The sequence below is a fragment of the Bradyrhizobium sp. 44 genome (genome assembly GCF_023073095.1).
GTDB lineage: Bacteria > Pseudomonadota > Alphaproteobacteria > Rhizobiales > Xanthobacteraceae > Bradyrhizobium.
Window position 1 is genome coordinate 329,829 of sequence record NZ_JADPIY010000038.1, and the last position, 15,762, is coordinate 345,590.

Annotated in this window: 18 protein-coding genes and 1 pseudogene; 8 read left to right on the forward strand and 11 right to left on the reverse strand. The window is 63.1% G+C overall.

What is annotated here, in order from left to right; genetic code table 11:
• The first annotated feature begins 83 nt into the window (after positions 1-83).
• Positions 84-3,416, forward strand: a complete 3,333-nt coding sequence (locus IVB41_RS34310) for a hypothetical protein (protein ID WP_247439045.1) — start codon at positions 84-86, stop codon at positions 3,414-3,416.
• A complete protein-coding gene (locus tag IVB41_RS34315; protein WP_247439046.1) occupies positions 3,380-3,961 on the forward strand; it encodes a CHAT domain-containing protein in 582 nt (193 codons plus the stop codon). The genes IVB41_RS34310 and IVB41_RS34315 overlap by 37 nt, the downstream gene beginning before the upstream one ends.
• 176 nt (positions 3,962-4,137) lie before the next feature.
• Here the strand turns inward: IVB41_RS34315 and IVB41_RS34320 are convergent, their stop codons facing one another.
• Complete coding sequence (locus IVB41_RS34320; protein WP_247439138.1) at positions 4,138-4,386, reverse strand: hypothetical protein; 249 nt, start codon at positions 4,384-4,386, stop codon at positions 4,138-4,140.
• On the opposite strand from IVB41_RS34320, the gene IVB41_RS34325 reads away from it, so the two are divergent.
• The 3 genes from IVB41_RS34325 (at position 4,322) to IVB41_RS34335 (ending at position 5,482) form a co-directional block, all read left to right on the forward strand.
• Complete coding sequence (locus IVB41_RS34325) at positions 4,322-4,531, forward strand: hypothetical protein (RefSeq protein ID WP_247439048.1); 210 nt, start codon at positions 4,322-4,324, stop codon at positions 4,529-4,531. The genes IVB41_RS34320 and IVB41_RS34325 overlap by 65 nt on opposite strands.
• Complete coding sequence (locus IVB41_RS34330) at positions 4,531-5,076, forward strand: hypothetical protein (protein ID WP_247439050.1); 546 nt, start codon at positions 4,531-4,533, stop codon at positions 5,074-5,076. Before IVB41_RS34325 ends, IVB41_RS34330 begins: the two co-directional genes overlap by 1 nt.
• Before the next feature lie 61 nt (positions 5,077-5,137).
• Positions 5,138-5,482, forward strand: a complete 345-nt coding sequence (locus tag IVB41_RS34335) for a hypothetical protein (protein WP_247439052.1) — start codon at positions 5,138-5,140, stop codon at positions 5,480-5,482.
• 208 nt (positions 5,483-5,690) lie between these two features.
• On the opposite strand, the gene IVB41_RS34340 is transcribed toward IVB41_RS34335, so the two are convergent.
• From IVB41_RS34340 to IVB41_RS35720, 7 genes and pseudogenes are all read right to left on the reverse strand, one after another.
• The gene (locus IVB41_RS34340) at positions 5,691-6,683 is read right to left on the reverse strand and encodes a 3'-5' exonuclease (protein ID WP_247439055.1); all 993 of its coding nucleotides are present in this window, start codon (positions 6,681-6,683) and stop codon (positions 5,691-5,693) included.
• Between the two features lie 14 nt (positions 6,684-6,697).
• Positions 6,698-8,371: an AAA family ATPase gene (locus IVB41_RS34345; RefSeq protein ID WP_247439059.1), complete on the reverse strand. Its 1,674-nt coding sequence runs from the start codon at positions 8,369-8,371 to the stop codon at positions 6,698-6,700.
• Positions 8,368-8,958, reverse strand: a complete 591-nt coding sequence (locus IVB41_RS34350; RefSeq protein WP_247439060.1) for a hypothetical protein — start codon at positions 8,956-8,958, stop codon at positions 8,368-8,370. The genes IVB41_RS34345 and IVB41_RS34350 overlap by 4 nt, the downstream gene beginning before the upstream one ends.
• A gap of 10 nt (positions 8,959-8,968) precedes the next feature.
• Positions 8,969-9,898, reverse strand: a complete 930-nt coding sequence (locus IVB41_RS34355) for a hypothetical protein (protein WP_247439062.1) — start codon at positions 9,896-9,898, stop codon at positions 8,969-8,971.
• A 232-nt stretch (positions 9,899-10,130) separates the two neighbouring features.
• Complete coding sequence (locus IVB41_RS34360; protein ID WP_247439064.1) at positions 10,131-10,403, reverse strand: hypothetical protein; 273 nt, start codon at positions 10,401-10,403, stop codon at positions 10,131-10,133.
• 512 nt (positions 10,404-10,915) lie between these two features.
• A pseudogene (locus IVB41_RS34365) lies at positions 10,916-11,429 on the reverse strand (Lrp/AsnC family transcriptional regulator).
• 75 nt (positions 11,430-11,504) lie between these two features.
• Complete coding sequence (locus IVB41_RS35720) at positions 11,505-11,627, reverse strand: hypothetical protein (protein ID WP_256464273.1); 123 nt, start codon at positions 11,625-11,627, stop codon at positions 11,505-11,507.
• A gap of 404 nt (positions 11,628-12,031) precedes the next feature.
• Here IVB41_RS35720 and IVB41_RS34370 point away from each other — a divergent pair, with 404 nt between their 5' ends.
• The 3 genes from IVB41_RS34370 to IVB41_RS34380 all read left to right on the forward strand — a co-directional run bounded on the left by IVB41_RS34370 (position 12,032) and on the right by IVB41_RS34380 (position 12,878).
• On the forward strand, positions 12,032-12,319 hold the full coding sequence (locus IVB41_RS34370) for a hypothetical protein (protein ID WP_247439065.1): 288 nt from the start codon (positions 12,032-12,034) through the stop codon (positions 12,317-12,319).
• Between the two features lie 99 nt (positions 12,320-12,418).
• Entirely contained in the window at positions 12,419-12,571 is a 153-nt protein-coding gene (locus tag IVB41_RS34375) for a hypothetical protein (RefSeq protein WP_247439067.1), read from the forward strand.
• Between the two features lie 127 nt (positions 12,572-12,698).
• Positions 12,699-12,878: a hypothetical protein gene (locus IVB41_RS34380; protein ID WP_247439069.1), complete on the forward strand. Its 180-nt coding sequence runs from the start codon at positions 12,699-12,701 to the stop codon at positions 12,876-12,878.
• Positions 12,879-13,077: 199 nt separating this feature from the next.
• Here the strand turns inward: IVB41_RS34380 and IVB41_RS34385 are convergent, their stop codons facing one another.
• The 3 genes from IVB41_RS34385 to IVB41_RS34395 form a co-directional block, all read right to left on the reverse strand.
• Positions 13,078-13,272: an SANT/Myb-like DNA-binding domain-containing protein gene (locus IVB41_RS34385; RefSeq protein ID WP_247439071.1), complete on the reverse strand. Its 195-nt coding sequence runs from the start codon at positions 13,270-13,272 to the stop codon at positions 13,078-13,080.
• A gap of 562 nt (positions 13,273-13,834) precedes the next feature.
• Positions 13,835-14,965, reverse strand: coding sequence for a PAS domain-containing sensor histidine kinase (locus IVB41_RS34390; RefSeq protein WP_247439073.1), 1,131 nt, complete (start codon positions 14,963-14,965; stop codon positions 13,835-13,837).
• Positions 14,965-15,756, reverse strand: a complete 792-nt coding sequence (locus tag IVB41_RS34395) for an alpha/beta fold hydrolase (protein WP_247439075.1) — start codon at positions 15,754-15,756, stop codon at positions 14,965-14,967. Before IVB41_RS34395 ends, IVB41_RS34390 begins: the two co-directional genes overlap by 1 nt.
• Positions 15,757-15,762 lie beyond the last annotated feature (6 nt).

A 15,762-nucleotide genomic window follows, 5' to 3' on the forward strand; every position in this document is an offset into this window, starting at 1 on the left:
AACGAGGGCGAAAGACTTCCGCCGCGCAATCGGGATTGTATGCACCGATTCGCTCGCCGTCCTCTCTGGAGAGGAGACTTTGAATGGCCCGCGTCGGTCTCGTTTTCGCTCCGCCGATCAACAACTCGCACGAAGAATGTCCGATGTCCTCCGAACGCGACGACCGGTCTAGCGGCCGGCAAAAGCTTGAAGCGACGGATTACGACTTCGTCGAAAAGCACTTCGAGGCGAACGGTCTCGGATGGGGTGCCGGAGACCTCGTCATGTTCCGAGGAGCGCTCGGCGTTCTGGGTGAAATCCTGGCTCATTCGCTCGCCTATGTCGGGCAGGACACGGGACGGAGGGCCGTTCATCGAATCCTGCTCATGCAACCCCCCGGGGTCGACGAAAAGGATGCCGTGGTCGGTGTGATCGAAGACGTCATCGCTCGAGGGCGAGGAGAGAAGGTCTCTGCCGAAGAATCAGAAATCCTGTCGAGAATGGTAAGCGTCGTGAACATCCCAAACTTCACGACCGAAAACCTGGTTGCGATGCTCGCCGCAGCCGAGCCTCGGTCGGTCGCCGTAATCCGCCACGCCGAATCCTATCGGACTTCGGATTCGTCGGTGGGCGCCCCGGCCGAGCGGCTCGGTCTCCCCGAAGACACGTGGGCGCCTCATCTAGGCGCGCTTTGCGCGCGAGCCATCGAGACGGTCCGCGATCGCGAAGTCTACGCGGTGATCGATGCCGATCAGGAATGGCCGATCCGAAAGGCTCATCAGGATCTTCTCAACGGCATCGAGGGCCTTGGCGTGCTGAGTGGGAGCGTCGGGGGCTCGGCATCCGAGGTTCTTGCGTCTCGGCTCGAAGGATGGACGACCGCGCTGCAGACCGGAGCAATCGGACAGATCCAGCGCGACATCGATGCTCTTCCTTCGCGCTTCGATGCGATGAAGCCACTCCTTCATCTGCAGATACTGAGGAAGGCCGGGCTCGACGGCATTGCGAGGCAGGCGATCGCGGCGATGCCGGCGGATTTCGCGAGCAGGCGCCCTGCGGACGCCGTCGTGGTGGCGGAGATCGCGCTCGAACTCGGGGACGCCCAAGCGGCCGGAGGCATCTTATCCGGGATCGATCTCGATTCGATCCCGCCGGAGCTCCTGGAAACGTCGCTGACGATATCGGACGGGCTGGGTCTGACGGAGACGGCTGACCGCGCCGAGCGGCTGCTCGAAGCGAGGTCTCCCGCCTCTCCCGGCCTGGCCAGGTATCGGATTCGCCGGGCGCTGACGGCGTTGGACTATCGCGCCGCCGCGGACATCGCATCGAAACGGGCCATACAGGATGGCGACGAGGAAGCGGCGCTCTACGAACTCCTCGCAGGAAGATTGGGCGGAGACGCTCCCGATCATGCGGGAGCCTTGAGAGCGATCGGCGACTTCGCACCCAAGCTTCGCCGTCGGGCCATCGGGTTGATCGCTCAAAACGCGCTTCGTCGCGGCTCTCCCGTCGCGGCGCTCGGTTCGCTGGCTTCGGTAGCGGCGGACGATATGGACGAATGGTTGGCGCGCCTGACGCTGCGCGCGGTCCGCGAATCCATCGTGTCCGGTTCCTCGGAAGAAGGTGCCTCCGGCGCCATGCTCAAAGGGGCGCTCTCGAACGTCGTTGCCGTCGTTGCCGGCAGGCCGTCCAAAGGCCGGCTTCGCAACGAATTGGCGCGCACGGTTTCGGTCGAGACGATGGGCCTTCGCGGCCTGGCGCTTCTCATGTCGATAGCGCTCGAGGGGGCCGAGAGGCCGCAGAAGCCCGAACCTGTTCCGGATTACGCTTCTTGGCCGAAGGCGGCTTCGTACGAAGCCGTCTTCGACTTTCTCGCGCCTACGCTGCAGTGGTTGGCCAAGGCAGGTCCGGCGATGATCGGACATATCGTGCTGCCGGAGAGTCTCGTTCCATCGAGCGCCGATGCGCTGGTGATGGGTTTATTGAGAGTTCTGGAAGGCCATTCGATCGCCCCCGATCGTATCGACCTGTACAAGCAGATCCTTGTCTGCGCGGTCGCCCTGGCGCCGCATGCGAGCATCAAGGACACCGATCTCTCGATGATCCGGATGGCGGCCGTGCGCATGGCGCTCTCCAATCGCCATCAGGAGGCGCGCGACTACGCGGAGACGGCGTTGCTTCTAGCCGGCGACACGCCTCGGAGGGCGCGCATCGCGTGGCTGTGTCACGGCGACGTCTACGCCCGCAACAACAACCTGCACGAGGCGCTGATCGCGGCGTGTTGTGGATACATGGCCAACGGAAGCGCGACGCCGGATCAGATCTGGTCCGAAAGCATGCTGTTGTTCCGCATCGCGCGCGATCTGGGAATGACGGACAACGCGCTGGCCTTCCTCGATGCGGCCAAGAAGGCTCTTTCGGGCTTCGGCGCGCTGGGAAGGTACGGTGTGCAGATCGACACATCCGCGCTGCAGTTGCGCATGCTGCATTTTCACGGGGAGGACGACGTAGATCGCGACGGACTTCCGGGACTATTGGAAGACGTGGTCGAGAACGCGCGCGCCGTGCTGGCGGGCGACCATCAGGTTGGCCCCGTCGCCGTGGTGCTCGGACAGATCGTCCGTGAAGCACGACTCGCGGGCCTCGACGTCGCACAGGAGGCCCTCGACGTTCTAGCCGAGCTCGCTGGACGGGCCGACGATTCTCAGAAGCCGCTGCTCGATGCGGCCTTGAAGGCGCGGCCATCCAGAGCCGACGTCGCCACCTTGCTCGGTACCTTAGGAGCGGCTCAGCACGCCGAGGACTTCGCTTTCGACCTCAGGCAGATCGTCGTGATAGCCCATCGCCTCCTGGCGTCGGAAGAGGCTCTCGCCGACCCCGCCGTGGCGGCATTCGCCGTCGAGTTGCTCAGCGATCTCGCAGTCGTGCCCCCCGGGGCGGCGCGGCCAGTTCTGCCTCAACAGGTCGAAGGCCCGCTGGCCCAGGCGACCGTCTTGTCAGCCGGGGCATCCCTCCCGGTGGTGTTTCTTGGATTGGACTCGGAAGGATTCCTGGTGCGGACGACCGTCGCTCCGGACGGTGCGGCCGCCGCGGTGCGCGAGGATAAATCGGTCTTCGACCGCGGCCGCTTCCGCAAATGGGCCGAGGAATTTCCTTTCAGATACGGCGTCGACGAAACGACTTTCAACCTCTTCCACCTCAGCACTGAGGGACTAGGCGTGAGCGACCTTCCGGAGCGCGCCGTCATCGTGGCCGGCGCCGCGTTGCAGCGGATTCCACCCAACGTCCTGCGGGTCGGCGAAGGGCTCGCGGGCGAGGATCGCCGGTTGTTCATGGTCCCGTCGATGGCATGGCTGAGTGCCGCCCGTGCGATGCCTCCGCGGTCCGGGAAATCGGCGGCGTGGATATCGACCGAGGCCACCCCGACCGCAGCCTGACCCTTCATTCCATGGCCGAGCGGCTTCGCGATACCTTCCAGGAGCACGGGTTCGAATTGGACGAAGGCCCTGCGGTGCCCGAAGGGCTCGCATCGTCCGAACTCGCCGTCGTCGCGGCCCATGGAGGGTTGCTCCCTGGAGGCTTCTACTTCCACGTCATAGCGAACGACGCCGAATTGAAGGCCGCCGCGAGGCGGTTCGCGGATGCCATCCGGGGCACTGAAGTCGTCGTGTTGTTCGTCTGCAGCGGTGGACGGGTCGATAGCCACCCCATGTCGAACAGCACCGTCGGCCTGGTGAAGTATGCGCTCGAGGCCGGCTGCAAGTGCGTCGTGGCTTCACCCTGGCCCTTGGATTCGAGGGTCCCTTCCCATTGGCTCCCCGCGTTTCTCGCGGCTTGGGAAAGCGGCAAGTCCGTCGTCGATGCGACCTTCGAGGCCAACCAAGCCGTCAAGACTCGATTCAGCAGCGAGCAGCGCGATTATCTGGCGATGGCGGTGTATGGCGACGGACTGCGTACTCGGGCCCCACGGTCCGGCGGGTGAATGCCGCGGGCGGTGTCCCGCCGCATCGCATTGGGTTCGCACGACATGAGATCATCGTCTGAGGCGCTATTGCGCCCGTTCGCGAGCGGTGCGCGCGGCGGATCGCCGGCTGAGTTGAAGGACAATTGCAGGTCCGTACGGATCGGTAGTCGATTTCGGCGCAACCGGAGACTCAATCAGAAGAAAGGCCGCACGGGCACGGACGCGCCGTGGGGGCGCAGCCAATGACCCAACGTCAAGGCCTCGTGGCGATTGAAGAAAGTCTCGAAGTCGAAGACGTGCCGGTCGCCGTTGAGATCCGCGAGCAGCACTTCGCTGCGGCCGAGGCTGCCGCCCCGCTGAGAGCCGCAATAGCCGACGATGGCCGTGAACAGATCGGTCTCCCGCGACGTTCCGAAATGCTGGCGGAAGGGAGGGGACTCCACGCAATATCGGCACGGATTCAAGGCCGGCCTGCCGTTCTCGCGCGGCGGCGCCCCGGAGCCTGGAATCTCGGGCTACCTGTCCAGCGACCGCACCTATTCGTCCGGGGGCAGGGCCCTCGATCGCGCCACTGTCAGGAGCTTCTGATGAACACTAGGCCAACGCTGGACGAGCTCTTCGAGCGCCGCATCACCTACCCCGACATCGAACCGCAGGCGCGGCTTGCCCGGCTCGTCGGTCTGGACGAGCAGAAGAACCGCCTCGCCAAGATCCTGGGCCTGCTCGTCAATCCGGGCGGCCTCGCCGACTGGGCCAAGAAGCACCACCCCAGCGCCCGGGCCTTGCTCGATACCGTGCTGCGGCGGCCCCCGCTGGTGGTCCTCGCCGGCGACGTCGGCTCGGGCAAGACCGAACTCGCCGAGACGATCGGCGACGCGGTGGCACGGCAGGAAAAGATCGACATCACGCTTTTCCCCCTCAGTCTGTCGACGCGCGGTCACGGCCGCGTCGGCGAGATGACGCAACTGCTGTCGGCGGCGTTCGATCACACCGTAAGCGTCGCCGGCGACCAAAGCCAAGCGGACTTACCGAGCGGCGCAGAAGGCAAAGAAAATCGGGCAATATGTTGTCGAGGTGCCCGCAGACGAGGATGCCAAGAACAGCGTCTATGCGGTGGCCAAGGCGATCCGTGACGATAAGGACAACACGGCGAATATTCGCTCAATCGTTCTGTCCGTCGTTTCGAGTCCAACGATGCTTGAGCTGGTCAAGCTGCTTTCTGCCTCGGAGGCAGATGCTCTGTCCGTCATCGCGCTGATAGAGCGTGGCGACCTGGACAAGGCCACGGCGATACATGCCGCGCTTCCCACGTTGCTTGGCAACATCGCGGGCTTGGTGGACGTCAAGCCTCAACTCGTCTCTGTCCTGGACTGCCTTCTCCAGCATGCAGCCGGGATCACGGAGAGCTCTGCCAATGGCCTGCTGGAAGCGGCTGTGGCTGCTTCCAGCTCTCCTGAAATTCTCAGGTTCATCGAGGTTCGCCGGCGTGGGGGTCTCCGTGCCCGGCTTCTGGGCTGGGCACTGGGAGGCCTGCACTAGCCGAAAGGAGTGGCCGACGGCGCCCGGTCAATTCGACAGGTGTCGCCCTTTCACTGCATACAGAACTTTTCGGGTTCGAGAGACTAGTCCTGAGACTAGTCGTCCTGCGGCGTGCGACTAGGCCTACGACTAGTCGCGAGACTAGTCTTGGCGTTTCCGTTCGTGGATGCACATCATGGAGGCCAATGACGTGAAGAGATTAATCTCGCTACACCCGGTTTGAAAACCGGTCGAGTGACGTGATTGCCCTGCATACAATGCCTATGTCGTCCTTCTGAAAAATTTGCCTTCGAAGGAAATCGAGCTCGACGCCGGTGTCGTCGACGTCCACATCCACATACCAGGACTTGGGCCGGCCGTCGGTACCGTCATTCCAGCGATACCCACGCTGCTTTAGCGTGTCCTTCAGTGCGAACGGTGCGCCGTCGGCCCAGATGTGGTGCTGCGGGCGCCGGGCGCGATCGAGCAGGGCAGTCATCCCAGATTGCTTGGTGCCGGGAAGATCAAGTGCCAAAATCTCAAGGACTGCGTGACAGTCATCCAGTGCACGATGCGCATCGTGAAACAGGCCACATTCCGCAAGCAGGTAGGCGAGGCGGGCGCCGCTGAGGCCATGAGCCTTCCAGTCGATCCCGGTCGCCGAGCAGGCCCAGTGACAGTTTGCAAAGAGCGGCCAGTGCCGTTCGGCGACTTTGCGGTCGAAGGCGGCATTGTGAGCAATCACGATGTGCGCGTCCGCCACGAATTGCTGGAGCGCTGCGCCGTCGATTTGGTGGCCTTCGACCATGTCGTCCGTGATGCCGGTCAGGGCGGTGATGGTGGGCCCGATCGGTGCTGACGGCTGTTGGAATGCCTGGAAGGTGTCAATGATGGAGGTGATCCGGTCGTCGGCGTAGCCGAACTTGATGGCGGCAATCTCGATGACCTCATTGCGCGTGGTGTCGAGGCCCGTCGTTTCGAGGTCGATGATCAATCCGATTCGGTCGGTCGCGGACCGAGGCGCAGGAGTCCGTGGAACCAGGCGGCGCAGGATCTTGTAGTTGCCGGTGGCCTCGAGTGTGCGCGCCATCGTCTCGGTCGTATTGGCATCCGTGGGCAGAGCAACCTCCTGCGAGTCCGGCAATGCGGGAATGGCCTTGACTGGAGGATTCGTTGGTTGCTTCCAAGGCAGGCCGAACGGTGTGTTTGATCGCTTGTACATGGCGCTGCCCTCAATCAGTTGCGGATCGCACTGGCGTCGCGATCGCGCAAGATGACCTCGACGAGCCGACGCAGATTGCGGACTGAGCCGCCGCCCCAGGCGGATGCAATGGCCGCGTACTCGTCGCCGTCGAGGGGGGCGATCCAGCTGGCGTTGAGACCGCGGTCGCGGGCGAGGTCAACGAGGACGGCCGGCAACAAGGCATCGAGATGGTCGCGAGATGGGAGGGCCAACTCGAGGACGCGGAAGCGGTCGAGCAAAGGGCGGGGCAGAGCCGCCACGCTATTGGCGGTGGCCAAGTAACTGATTTGGGATAGGTCGACATTTTTTTGGAAGAATGGATCAGGGTAGCGGAAGCTTGTCTCGGTCTCGAGCATCCCGAGCAAGCAATCCCAGAGCCGACCGATGCCGTCGATACGATTGCCTCCGCCCGTGCCGCCGGCCTTCTCCAGCTCATCCAGCAGCACCATCGGATTGGCGTGGCCGGCGCGAGCGATGGCGAGGAGAGGATGGCAAGGCTCGGCAGAACTCCAGCGGCGGTCGGTCCCCCCGAACGCCGCGTCAGATCGGGAAGAGTCCGTGCGCCAGCACGATACCGACAGACACTCAGCGAGACGGCGTGCGATCAGGGACTTGCCTCCGCCGGGCTGCCCCCAGATTATGGTTGGGCGTACAAGGACGGTCGGTCGGCCAATGAGATCAGAGAGCACGCTGTCGATCACGTTCCGAGCGTGAGGAAACTCGAACAGCAGAATCTTGCGGACCTCTTCGAGAGGCGGCGGCGCGACCAAGGGCAGGGCTTTGTTGACGATGCCCTCGAACTGAGGGAGCAACTCCTTGAGCCTGGCGTTCTTCATCTCCGTCTTGTTCAGCTGCACGATCAAGCGGTGATGCTGTCCAGACGCCGATGAGAGAGGGGCAGGCGCTTGTGGTGCTGACTGATCGTCGGCGTCTGCATCTTCGTCCCTTTGGTTGGCAGTTCGTGCTTCCAGCCTGGCCCGCATGGCCTCCTCGGCGGCTGCAACCCGGTGGGGCGCGGTGTGATCGCCAAGGGTGCTTGCATGGTTTGCGGCAACCAGACCGGATCGCTGGTAGCGACCCAGACGATGCCGCAGAGCAGGGATCATGGCCCAGCCGATGCAGAAGCTCTCGATTTCGGCGGCAAGCTTCACATCGATGTCGTCCGGCAACCGGCCGAGGGCGTTCATCAACGTCTGCGTGACGCGCCGGTAGTCACCAGAGCTGGCCAGATCCTTTTGCATCGGAAGGCTAAGCAAACGGACGCAGTCGGCGATATGCCTAAGTTCGGGAGCGTCGTCGGCGACGGCATACCGGTCGAGCTCCTTGGCCAAGGCCAGCGCAGTGGCTGGATCGTCAGTGGTGGCGAACACTGCTGTCAGGGGCAAGCCAGGATGCAGCGCCTCGACGTCGGCGACGAGACGATCATGCACGTCCCGGTTCCCATGGTTGATGAGGAGCGCAACCCGCAAGATGCGGGGCAGGTCCTTAAGCCTCTCGTCGAGGTCGGTAGCGTCGGCCGCGGCCCCGATCAGGATGATGCCGTCGTCGACGATCGGCAGATCGATGACGTCGTCCACGACACCATCGATGGAAGCGCTCTCGTTCGGCTCCGTCTTGGAGGGCGCCGCGGCGTCGGTAGTCTTGATCGATTTGGGCTTCTTGCTCATGCGTCGCCCTTGTTCAGGTACTGTTCGAACGCAGACAGCAAGATGACCCCTGCTTCACCGAACTTGTCCGGCTCGTCGGAGTGCCGCTCGCCGAAGGCGAGCCAGGCGGCTGCGAGGTCGCTCGTATGCTGGTGCCCGACGTCGGTGAGGCCGATGATTTGCGCCAACACCAACGCCGGCGCGGCGTTGCCCTCCAGCGCGATGCACATGAGCGCCGTCATCGTGATGTCGACGGGCGTCGTGATCTCCTCGACCGGCATCAACTCCAAGGCGGCGTCGATCGCCGCGGTGGCGTCGCCGCGCATTGCGGCCACGAGATCGTCGCCACCACGGAGCACGGCGATCCCCCTGATGGTGCTGACCAACAGCAGGCGCTCGGTGTCGCCGAACGCTTGCGGCGGCAACCGTTGCCACCACGCCAGCGGCGGGTAGTTGTCGGCCACGAAGGGCCAGCGGACCGACCTCCTTGACCTAGCCGGATTGCTGGCTGGGACAAGCTCGCCATGGCCGGTGTTCACGATGTTGGTGTTCTTGGGGGCCGTTTCGAGCCGGAGCTGGCACTCCGGCTGCTCTGTGACGTCTGCCATCTGACTGCTCCTACGCCACGCTCAGCATCGGTTGCGAGAGGCGGGGCGTGACCCACCGGTAGGCATCGCGCGAGCCGGTGACGACCTTGGCCGCCGACGACGCAGAGTCGAACTGCACGGCCACGCAGAGGCGTTCCCGGTCCGCACGACCCGGAATGGCCATCAGCGCTCCGGCGGCCCGCAGCTTGCTGCGGTCCTCGTCGATCCAATCCCAGGCGGTCGGATTGATGTCGGTACGGACCTCCGAGCCGGCCAGGACCACAAAGCCCCGCTGGCTTTCATATCCGCGCGCCCACAGGCCGGTGTAGGAGAGTTCGAGCTGCCCGCTGATGGGAGCGACGCCGATGACGTCGATCTCCATGGTACCGGCCGGGCCCGCCGTGTCGACGGTTGCGGAGCCAGAGCGACGCTGGCTCGCGAAGTTGGACTTGAACGCACGGCAACCGGCATCGAAGAGCAGCGACTGGCTCTGCTGGAGGAACACGTCGAGCGAGGCGCTCTCATGCTCATCAGCCTCCGGAAGCTGCGGGTTGGTGCCCTTAATCACGTCGACCAGATTTGCCTGCAAGGCGAGATGGGTCAGGTGATACTGGAAGTAGACGGCCGCGGTCGAATTGAACCGTCCCTTCCCCTCGCTGCCGACGCCCGTGACGACATAGGCCTCACGCGCGAAGTTCTTGTCGCTGTCGCGGATATGGGCAGCCAGCCTGCTATGGACGTCACTGGTCTCGCCAATGTAGACGGAGCCGTGATCGGCAAGGATGTAGCAGGCAGGCACCGGAGGCATCCGCACATCCCGCGCCGTCTTCCAGGGGAAGCAGGACACGGTGATGGACGAGGTCTTGTCGTGAACCTCGCGGTAGCCCTCGGTGCCGCCCGCCGGGCGGTAGATCGTAATGGTCCGAGCCAGCGGCGTCGGGTTGTCGGAAAGCACGGTCATGGGTGGTCTCTCTCCTGTTGGTGAGAGATCGCGACGCCGACGTTGCAGGGACTTGATCTCGGATGCGTTGCCTTCGCCCGCGCTGCGGGCGGTGAGCATCGCCGCCATGGCTTCGGTCGGCGCGAGGGCTGAGCACGCAGCATGCGTGCTCGCTTTCGCGCGAAACCGTTACCTCAGACCGTCCGCTGGGCCGCGCAAGGACGCGCCGCCTACGTCGGCTTCGAGATCCGGTCTAGTCGATGGAAGAGGGGGTAGTGGTGTCGGTGCCGCTGTGGCCGGCCTTTCGACGGACGGAGTTATGCTCCGGAATCCGGCGCCGGAGATCGACGTTCTCGCCGAAGTAGGAGATGCCCGCCAGCACGAAGGTCGTGGGCATGGACAAGGTGTCCTTGGGGTACGGAGCCGGAAAGTAGGCGATCTTGAAGGTGCCCACCTTGTTGTCGTGAGACGGCGAGGGGGAGTGGGGCGGGGACGCCGAATCGGCGCTATACTGGCTCTTAGCCATAGCTGACTCCTCAGAAGTCGGTTGTGGTCAGGCCGTCGTTTGGTGCTTCCAACACCGGCGGCGGCCGCCTTCGTACGTCTTGCGAAGGCCTCCCTCGCGACCAATTGCGAAGGTTGCTATAGATATGGGGTGGCGCCGTTCAGGATGCAACTTTCGCGAACGCTCCTGCCATAGTTATGGTTAAGACGACCTTATTCCTGTGAGCTGTCGGGGGGCCTTCACGAGGTAAACGTCGTTGCATGATGCAACGAAGGCGACCAGCAGCGAGGCCGGAGGCGTCCACAGAGGTGGTTCGATCGTAGTTTATGAGGGCTTGGGCCGATCTCGTGCGCAAGCTGAATGGGCTATTGCAGCCGGCCTTGCCAAGCCGCTCAAGGGCGACCTGCATGCGCTGCTCTGGTCTCTGGTGACCGAAGGTCCGACCAGGGCCGTCCGGAGTGTTTAGAAGCCAGAGCGGTGCAATTATTTTCATTTGTCGGCGAATATCGTGCGGCACACACACGCGCGCGACCTTAGTCAGTTGTCGGAACCGCCGGAATCGGCAGTGCCGTGATCGACTTGATCTTCTCCATCGCAAAGCGCGAGGTGACGTTCTTGAGCGGCACGGCGTGGATAAACTTCTTGTAGAACACGTCGTAGCTAAGCATGTCTGGAATGACGACACGCAGCATGTAGTCGACATCGCCGGCCATTCGGTAGAACTCCATCACCTCGGGCATGGCGCTCACTGCCGCAGCAAAACGCTTCAGCCAAGCGTCGGAAGTGATCGGAGCTTTCCACCGAGACGAACACGGAAAGGCCCAGGCCGATCTTGTTCTGGTCGACCAACGCGACCCGCTTCAGGATGACGCCGTCGGCCTCAAGCCGCTGAATGCGCTTCCAGCAGGGAGTGGATGACAGGCCGACCCGGTCGCCAATTTCGGCCACCGAGAGTGCGGCATCCTCCTGAAGCACCGTCAGGATCTTGCGGTCGATGGCGTCGAGACGGCGGCCGGTGTCGGCGAGCTGCAACGCAGCGTCGGTCATGTCAAAAACCTCAGTGTGATGGAAAGTTGGATGCGTTGTCTGGCGTCAGCCGTGAGGCCCGAACAGGAAGATCTCTTAGAGATCGTCCTGCTTGTTGTCCGGGCCGCCTGTCTGCGACCGCAGCGAGCGCTGGAACCATCCGCGTGCCTGGTCGATCAAACGAGCGAGGCCTGATTGCAGCGAGATGACGTAGCTCATGTTCACTCCGGACAAAGGTGTAGGGCGAGAACCCGCAAAGGCTATCATGGGAGGGACGGCGTTGAACATTGCTACACACTCGTCGGGATCAGTTTGGTTGAATCGTGCTGGCGGCGTCACAGGTGCGCGCGAAAAATTCCAGGGTGTCTGACGGGAATGGATGATTTTGGCGCCCTTCGCAGGCGAAAAGCATGGAATGCACTGCGCTAATCGACCACCAGCAGCGCGAGAACATCGGCCTGCCGTAGCTGCGGCACGGAACCGAGCCTCGACGGCCTGCGACAGGACTCAGAAGAGGGATAAAGCATGGGAATGCCCATCCCTCCGGACATGAGATAGGGCAGGGCGTGGTCAGCTGCGTCCGACAATTTGCCAACCCATCGACGCGCGCGTTTGATCGCGCGATGCGCAAACCTGCCCGCCGCGAGAACCGCAACCTACCTGATGGCCGCCCGGTGAAGATCACGCTGGGCGAGACGCGCGCGGCCGGCGTTCGTGGTCTCATCGTCTTCTGCCTGAACAACGCCAGCCACAACGTCGTCGTCGGTCGGCACGTCGTCGACCAGTGGGCAGATGAGGTCAGGCTCTCCGATCTCGAATCCCGCTTCGTCTGCAAGGCGTGTGGAAAGCGTGGTGCCGACGTCAGGCCGGGCAGCGAGCCAACCATAGCCGCTGTCGTTGTGCCCGCATGAGGATGCGGGGTGCCGTTCTCGCGGCGCATCGCAGGGTTGTTCCCTACGCCGGAACCGAAATGAACTTGTGTCGCTTGGTGGTCCAGCAGGAGGCCTCCCATGTGCGACAAGTGCGTTGAGCTGGACGGCAAGATCGAACACCTCCAGGCGCTCGCGAAATGGGTCACCGACCAGGCGACGATGGAGGCGATCACCCAATTGGTTCAGGAGCACCAAGCAAAAAAGCTCGAACTGCACCCGGAGGATCAATAGTAAGGCCAGCTCAATTGGTGCTGGTGCATCTGAGATATTTATTTCGTCTGGAGTCTCAAATGAGATTGCGGGGGCAGAAACGGTAAGGTGATAAGCGGCCCCGAGTGACACGTCGGACGCGGGGGCTATGGCTGAATATCGCCTTTATCGGCTGGATAAAGAGGGACACGTTCTGGGGCCACCCGAGATAATCACCGGCGATGATGATGCCACCGCAATTGCCAAGGCCCAGCAATACGTCGACGGCGTGGCGGTTGAATTGTGGGATCAGGCCCGCCGCGTGGTTTTCCTCCCGGCGGTGGAGTGAGGTTGCCCGGGGGTGTCGCTGTTTTCTCTCCACCAAGGTCAGCTGGGCCGTTTTTGTTGTTCAACTGCGGACCGGTCGTGCTTGCGATGATCCTGATCATGGCGGCTTTTGGCTCGACGATCGTTGGAACGATCGTCGCGCTGTTTGAAGCCCGCGCGGCATTGGATCGCAGGCGGCGCAAGAAGCAGGCTTCCACGCCTTAGCTACGTCGCTTCTGGGTCACCATCCGCAATGGAATGTTGTGCAGATGTGCGCGGCCTCGCACGGCCGCTTCTGTCCTGCCCAGTGCGCGGGCGATTTCGTCCGGTCGGCTCCCCGCTGCCGCCAGCTCCAGGAGGCGTGCGTGCTCTTCCGGCGTCCACCGTCTCACCAGCGGGTAACGCGACTGATCCATCGCCTCAGCAGCCTCCAACCGGTTGCCAGCCTGTTAACTCCGTCGAGTCGCACATTCACATATGAGGTCCGACGATCCTTGATCGCGATCCTGGACTGGTTGGTAGCCAAGAACTCGGAACGATAATGCGTGCCGCCGCTTGGGGCAAAGCGATGTCGGACAGCTCCATCCTTCTCTTTCCTGGCATGATCAAGCCGCTGCGTTTAGCACGAGTCTACGGCTACTTGGTCGAGCGCAGGGACGGCCTGTATCACCCAGGCGGCAGTCAGCCGGTATGCACGATGTCGCTGGCGCGGAAGATGGTCGAAGGCGGCTGGCTCGAACAGCATGGCCAGCGCTACGAGCCCACTCAGCAAGGTCTGCTATCCCTCCATATGGTCCAGGTGGGACCGTGCTCCGGGGGCGGTCTCAGGCAGCCTTCTCGGTTGAAGGTCCGCCAAGGCCGAGCAGCCGGACCCGGCCGAAAGAGCTGCAGCTGGTGCGGAGCCCGCTCAGATTTTTGCGGGGGAACAGTGAATGCGTGGCTGAAGACGCTGGACTCCAGCGGTCAACTGGCAAGAACTCAATTAGAGGCGTCCAGCGGCATCGAGAACGTGAACCGTGTCTCCTCCGGAGTCGACGTCACCGTCAGCGTTCCTTTGTGCGCTTCTGCGATCTGCGATGCGATGTAGAGACCCAGTCCCAGGCCTTGACGGCTGGCGCGGGCCTTTCCGCGAAAGAACGGCTCGAACAGCTTGTCCATCGCCTCTGGTGGAATGGCATCCCCTGCGTTGGAGACCCAAAGTTCGAACGTGGTCGGGGTGGTCTCGGCGTGGACCACGACTGGCTTGTTCGAGGATCCGTGCGTCAGCGCATTGCCCACCAGGTTGGATAGAAGCTGACCTATCCTGGTGCGATCGCAATTCACGGGTCGATCGATCTCGAATTCGGCTTCGATCACCCGGCTGGGCGTCGCCAATCTGAGCTCGTCGACGACTTGAGCGAGGGTGCGCTCCAGCGGTTCGGTCGTGTCGCGCTCGAGAGATATTCCGCCGCCGAGCCGGCCGCGCGCGAAGTCGAGCACGTCGTCGATCAGCGCGGACATCCTCATCACCGTCATCTGCATCATCGCAATGATCTGGCGCTCCTTCTCGCTCTGGACGGTTCGGTCCAGAATGCGTGCGCCGGCGCTGATGGAGGCGAGGGGATTGCGAAGGTCATGGCCGAGAACCGCGATGAACTGCTCGCGCAGCTCGGAGGCCTCGTTCTCGCGCTGAAGTCGCTCCTCGATCGCTTTCTCGGCCGCTTTGGCCAGCTCGCGCGCCGCAAGCAGCTCCTGCTCGTACCGCCGCCGATCGGTCGCCTTAATCAGTGCGAGCCGTATCAGCAGCAGCTTGCCGTCAGCATCTCGGCGCTCGTTCGCGTTCGCGATCATCTGCAACGGGGTATCGTCCGCGGCCAGCATGTCGATCGCGAACTCCTGAAAGGAGCCCTGCATGCGCAAAAGTGGCGCGATGTGGGTCTCGTAGTAGATGCGGCCCGGCATGGTCAGAAAGTCGCTGAAGCGGTTGCCGATCATCTGCTCCGCCGAACGTCCGCTCCAGTCCAGGAAGGTCCGGTTCACCTGATCGACGCGACCGTTCGCCTGCAGGGTGATGTAGCCGCACGGTGCGTTCTCGAGCAGGTCCTGGAAATCGGGGCGGGAGACGTCCACTAGACGAAGGTCCGCATCGCCTCGACCACTTCATCGGGCGCGCTGAGGTTGGGACAGTGGCCGGTCGCCTTCAGGACGATCATCCGGCATTTTGGGATGTTGCGGTTCACGTAATCGCCGACCTCCTGGGATGCGATGATGTCCTCGCTGCACTGCAGGACCAAGGTTGGCGCACTGACGCCCGGCAGATCCTTGCGATTGTCGGACGTGAAGGTCACCCTGGCGAACGCCTTTGCGATCTCGGGGTCGGTTCGGCAGAAGCTATTGGTCAGCTCCTCGCCCAGCTCCGGCCGATCCGGATTGCCCATGATGGCCGGCGCCATCTGCGCGGACCAGCCCATGTGGTTGGACTCCAGGAACTGCAGCAGTTCTTCGATCTGCTTGGCGCTGAAGCCGCCCACGTAGCCATCGTCATCTATGTAGCGGGCGGAAGGGCCGATCAGCACCAGCTTGCCGAACATGCCCCCCGATTCTTGTTCGGCGAGCACACCGATCATGCTGCTGACCGAGTGCCCGACGAAGATCGCATCCTTCAGCCCCAGTTCGCGGCCGATTTCGACGACGTCGTCAGCGTATCCCGCGAGGCTCGAATATTTGGTGCGATCGTACGCGGAAAGGTCCGAGCCGCCGGCGCCGACATGATCGAACAAAACCGTCGTGAACTCCTTCTCGAAGGCCGGCGCCACGAAACGCCACATGTTCTGGTCACAACCGAAGCCGTGGGTGAAGATCATCGCCCGATCCCCGGTACCACGGACGTGTACGTTGTTGCGATCGATCACGCCTGCCATCGGCAC

Coding starts and splice junctions, on each gene's coding strand:
- IVB41_RS34310 (WP_247439045.1), top strand. CDS start 84: ATGGCCCGCGTCGGTCTCGTTTTCGCTCCGCCGATCAACAACTCGCAC.
- IVB41_RS34325 (WP_247439048.1), top strand. CDS start 4,322: ATGGCCGTGAACAGATCGGTCTCCCGCGACGTTCCGAAATGCTGGCGG.
- IVB41_RS34330 (WP_247439050.1), top strand. CDS start 4,531: ATGAACACTAGGCCAACGCTGGACGAGCTCTTCGAGCGCCGCATCACC.
- IVB41_RS34335 (WP_247439052.1), top strand. CDS start 5,138: ATGCTTGAGCTGGTCAAGCTGCTTTCTGCCTCGGAGGCAGATGCTCTG.
- IVB41_RS34340 (WP_247439055.1), bottom strand. CDS start 6,683: ATGTACAAGCGATCAAACACACCGTTCGGCCTGCCTTGGAAGCAACCA.
- IVB41_RS34345 (WP_247439059.1), bottom strand. CDS start 8,371: ATGAGCAAGAAGCCCAAATCGATCAAGACTACCGACGCCGCGGCGCCC.
- IVB41_RS34350 (WP_247439060.1), bottom strand. CDS start 8,958: ATGGCAGACGTCACAGAGCAGCCGGAGTGCCAGCTCCGGCTCGAAACG.
- IVB41_RS34355 (WP_247439062.1), bottom strand. CDS start 9,898: ATGACCGTGCTTTCCGACAACCCGACGCCGCTGGCTCGGACCATTACG.
- IVB41_RS34360 (WP_247439064.1), bottom strand. CDS start 10,403: ATGGCTAAGAGCCAGTATAGCGCCGATTCGGCGTCCCCGCCCCACTCC.
- IVB41_RS35720 (WP_256464273.1), bottom strand. CDS start 11,627: ATGAGCTACGTCATCTCGCTGCAATCAGGCCTCGCTCGTTTGATCGAC.
- IVB41_RS34370 (WP_247439065.1), top strand. CDS start 12,032: ATGCGCAAACCTGCCCGCCGCGAGAACCGCAACCTACCTGATGGCCGC.
- IVB41_RS34375 (WP_247439067.1), top strand. CDS start 12,419: ATGTGCGACAAGTGCGTTGAGCTGGACGGCAAGATCGAACACCTCCAG.
- IVB41_RS34380 (WP_247439069.1), top strand. CDS start 12,699: ATGGCTGAATATCGCCTTTATCGGCTGGATAAAGAGGGACACGTTCTG.
- IVB41_RS34385 (WP_247439071.1), bottom strand. CDS start 13,272: ATGGATCAGTCGCGTTACCCGCTGGTGAGACGGTGGACGCCGGAAGAG.
- IVB41_RS34395 (WP_247439075.1), bottom strand. CDS start 15,756: ATGGCAGGCGTGATCGATCGCAACAACGTACACGTCCGTGGTACCGGG.